Below are 3,993 nucleotides of genomic sequence, written 5' to 3'. Positions count from 1 at the left end.
GTATAGGCGGCACCTCCTTGTTTGCCGACACCTCGATCGACAACGGCTTCAAACTGACCGCTTCCGTGCTGGAAAAGGCGATCACGCCGAAGACCAAATGGCTGCTGATGAACTCGCCGTCGAACCCGTCGGGTGCCGCCTATACCGAGGCCGAACTGCGCGCTCTGGCCGACGTGCTGTTGAAGCATCCGCATGTCTGGACGCTGACCGACGACATGTACGAGCACCTGACCTATGGCGATTTCGTCTTCAAGACCATCGCCGAGGTCGAGCCTAAGCTCTACGAGCGCACGCTGACCATGAACGGCGTGTCGAAAGCCTATGCAATGACCGGCTGGCGCATCGGTTATGCGGCGGGCCCGGTCCAACTGATCAAGGCGATGGACATGATCCAGGGTCAGCAGACATCGGGCGCCTGCACCATCGCGCAATGGGCATCCGTCGAGGCGCTGAATGGCCCGCAGGATTTCATCGCCAAAAACAAGGCGATCTTTCAAGGCCGTCGCGACCTCGTCGTCTCGATGCTCAACCAGGCGCGCGGCATCACCTGTCCGTCGCCGGAAGGGGCCTTCTATGTCTATCCCTCCTGCGCCCAGTTGATCGGCAAGAAGACCAAGGCCGGCAAGCCGATCGACACCGACGAAACCTTCTGCTCGGAATTGCTCGAAGCCGAGGGCGTCGCGGTGGTGTTCGGCTCGGCCTTCGGCCTCGGCCCCAACTTCCGCATCTCCTACGCCACCTCGGAGACGCTTCTGGAGGAAGCCTGCACGCGCATCCAGCGCTTTACGGCTTCGCTGACCTGAGCGGCGCACTTTGAACGCAGAACCCGGCTTCACTGCCGGGTTTTCAATGGGCCGTCAGCCTCACGCCTCGTGCTTGGTCTCTTTGGCCGAGCGCGCCTCGGCCGGCGCCAGCACGGCAACCAGCAGTGCGGCGGTGAGGAACGCGCCGATCGCCGCCGTCAGCATGGCGGCATGGAAGCCGCCAGCATAGGCGGCAGCATAGAGTTCATGCACGCCGCTTTCGCCCATCGCCGCATCGGTTGCGAAATCATGCCGCGAAATTGCAGCACGAGCGACCGCTTCCGCGTTGGCGACACCGGCATCGCCGAGATACCCGGTCAAAAGGTTGGTTGCCCGCATGCTCATCAAGGCGCCGAGCAAGGCGATGCCGATGGCAAGACCGCTCTGGCGGGTGGCATTGATGACCGCCGACACCATGCCCGAGCGTTCGCGCGGCGCATAGGACATGGCGGCAGCGCTGCCGGTCGGGATTGCAAGCGCATTGCCGAGGCCGCCGATGGCGAACAGAAGGCACAGCATCGCGTAGGACGTCGAAGGACCGGCCCAGCACATGCCGAGCATGGACAGGCCGATAGCAACATAGCCGATGCTCATCAGCGCGGAGTGACCATAGCGCGCGCTCAGCCTGCCGATCCACGGCGACACCACGATCTGGACGATGAAGGCCGGCGCCATGCGCAGGCCGGTCTGCGTCGGCGACCAGCCCTGCACCTGCTGCAGGAACATCGAGAAGAAGAAGACGCTGGAATAGGAGGTGAAGCCGAGCGCGAACGAAGCGACATTGGCGACGGCAAAGCGGACGTCACGGAACAGGCCAAGCGGCAGCATCGGCCGTGCCGTGCGCGCCTCGAAGCCGAGGAAAGCACCCAGGCCGACGACACCTGCGATGAGCGCCGTGACCGTCCTTGGCTCGCCCCAACCATTCTCGCCGGCCGAGATCAGGCCAAAGGTCAGCGCCCCCAGCCACAGGATGCTGAGAGCCAGGCCGACGAGATCGAGATGGGCATGTTCGGGATGCGCCGTCTCGTTGATCGAAGCAGCACCGAGCGCGATCGTGATCAGACCAAGCGGCAGGTTGATAAGGAAGATGCTTTGCCAGCCGACGGTCTCGACCAGGATGCCACCGAGGACGGGACCAACGAGCAGAGAGGTGGCGGCGAACGACGCCCAGCCGCCAATGACGCCGGCGCGCTGGCGCGCATCGGGAAAGGCTTGCGTCAGGATCGACAGCGCGCCTGGAATGAGCAGCGAGCCGGCGATGCCCTGTACGACCCGGCCGGCCAGCAGCACCGGCAAATTGGGCGCGACGGCGCAGATCAGCGAGCCGGCCACGAAGATGCCGACGCCGGCCAGCCATGAGCGCTTGCGGCCATAGCGGTCGCCGATCAGGCCGGACGACAGCATGAAGGCCGACAGGCACAGCGTGTAGGCGTCGACCACCCATTGCAGGCCGCCGAAATCGGTTTGCAACGCCTGCTGGATGGTCGGCAGCGCGACATTGACGATGCTGACGTCGAGCAGAGCCACGAACGAACCAAGATAGACAGCGGCGACCAGGGGCAAACGGTGCTTTGACATGGCTATGTCCGGACGTGAGTTTCGCAAATTACTGGCCGACGGTCAGTTGAACGGGCGGCATGGCGCTGTCGATCCGGCGACTGAGTATGGCCTGCGCCATGGTACGGGACTCGCCGCGAGTCGCCCTCTTCTGAAAATGTTGCGGCTGGAATAGAAGCCGGGTTCCTGCGGACTGAGCATTCAGCCGTCATATTGTTCCGATGTCACCGCTTCCAGCCAGTCGGCATGGACATCGTCGAGCGCCTCCTGCATGGCGATATGCGTCATCGCCGATTTCGGCGCCGCGCCATGCCAGTGTTTTTCGCCAGGCGCGAACGAGATGACGTCGCCCGCCCTGATCTGCTGGATCGGGCCGCCCCACGTCTGGGCAAGCCCGGCGCCCACCGTCACGTAGAGCGTCTGGCCAAGCGGATGCGTATGCCAGTGGGTGCGCGCGCCCGGCTCGAAGCTGACCAGCGTGGCTCGCAGCCGCGCCGGCGCCTCTTTCTCGATGATCGGCGTCTGCAGCACCCGGCCGGTGAAGTATTTTTCCGGCGCGATGACGGTCGGCACGCTGCCGCAGGCAATGATCTTCATGGGTCGATGGTCCTTCAAAACAGCGGGCGACGGGTCGCCAGCTTCAGTTTCCGCCGATATCGGCCGACGTGCAACAGCTTCCGGCTGCCAGCCCCCTATATGGCCAGCACGGGTCCACGGCCGAGCAAAGGATTTCTATTTTCCTTGCCCTGCCGGCAAACAAGTGGGACGATGGCTTTGGGCAGGTGGACTTGAAAAGAACCCCGCCCGCGACGGTCGAACAGGCCGGCCGCCGCTCAGGACCGATTGACCACGCCTGAACCATGCATGCCAGTCGGTCCTACGGGAAACGCCTGAGTGGAGGTCAGTCATGGGTACTCGCGCCGGAGGACGACGCACGGGACCGAAATGCATTGCCATAGTCGGTCCCTTCGCAAGCGGTAAGACGACACTTCTCGAAGCCATATTGGCCCGTACGGGCTCAATTCCCCGACAAAATCCCGTTTCATCAGGCAACACCGTTTCAGATCATTCGCCCGAGGCGCGCGCCCACGCCATGAGCGTCGAGGCGACGATCGCCACCACCGAATTCATGGGCGAGCAGATCACCTTCGTCGACTGTCCCGGCTCCATCGAATTCTCTTTCGAAGCCGAACCGGTGCTGGCCGCCTGCGACCTCGCGGTGGTCGTGGCCGAGGCCGATGAAAAGAAGATCCCTGCCCTGCAACTGATCATGCGCAAGCTCGACGATCTCGGCGTGCCGCGCATCCTGTTTCTCAACAAGGTCGACAAGGCAATCACCGGCGTGCGCGACACGCTGAAGATGCTGCAGCCGGCCAGTGCCGTGCCATTGCTGCTGCGCCAGATTCCGCTGCGCAAGGACGGCGTCGTCATTGGTTCGATCGACCTGGCGCTGGAGCGCGCCTACATCTATCGCGAATATGCCGAAAGCGAGGTGGCGCAGATTCCCGGCGACGAGAAGGCGCGCGAGCTCGAAGCGCGTTTCTCGATGCTGGAGACGCTGGCCGACCATGATGACCAGTTGATGGAACAGCTGCTCGAGGAGATCGAACCGCCCAAGGACGCGATCTTCGAC

General features: G+C 63.5%; 4 protein-coding genes. 2 read left to right on the top strand and 2 right to left on the bottom strand.

Annotated features, from left to right (window positions below):
• On the top strand, positions 1-803 hold an 803-nt coding region (locus EN884_RS28340; RefSeq protein WP_164895195.1), incomplete at its 5' end, for a pyridoxal phosphate-dependent aminotransferase.
• A 60-nt stretch (positions 804-863) separates the two neighbouring features.
• Here the strand turns inward: EN884_RS28340 and EN884_RS28335 are convergent.
• Both EN884_RS28335 and EN884_RS28330 read right to left on the bottom strand, forming a co-directional pair.
• Positions 864-2,381, bottom strand: a complete 1,518-nt coding sequence (locus tag EN884_RS28335; protein ID WP_082826535.1) for an MFS transporter — start codon at positions 2,379-2,381, stop codon at positions 864-866.
• Between the two features lie 180 nt (positions 2,382-2,561).
• Positions 2,562-2,957: a cupin domain-containing protein gene (locus EN884_RS28330; protein ID WP_024504148.1), complete on the bottom strand. Its 396-nt coding sequence runs from the start codon at positions 2,955-2,957 to the stop codon at positions 2,562-2,564.
• 310 nt (positions 2,958-3,267) lie between these two features.
• Here EN884_RS28330 and EN884_RS28325 point away from each other — a divergent pair.
• On the top strand, positions 3,268-3,993 hold a 726-nt coding region (locus EN884_RS28325; RefSeq protein WP_128360867.1), incomplete at its 3' end, for a GTP-binding protein.

Source organism: Mesorhizobium sp. M7A.F.Ca.AU.001.01.1.1 (assembly GCF_004022735.1).
GTDB classification, from domain to species: Bacteria; Pseudomonadota; Alphaproteobacteria; order Rhizobiales; family Rhizobiaceae; genus Mesorhizobium; species Mesorhizobium ciceri.
Note: the sequence above shows the minus strand (reverse complement) of the source record. Positions and strands in the feature narration are given on the sequence as shown.

What these genes read in the sequence shown, in the direction of transcription:
- EN884_RS28330 (WP_024504148.1), bottom strand. Translation starts at nt 2,957, where the DNA reads ATGAAGATCATTGCCTGCGGCAGCGTGCCGACCGTCATCGCGCCGGAA.
- EN884_RS28335 (WP_082826535.1), bottom strand. Translation starts at nt 2,381, where the DNA reads ATGTCAAAGCACCGTTTGCCCCTGGTCGCCGCTGTCTATCTTGGTTCG.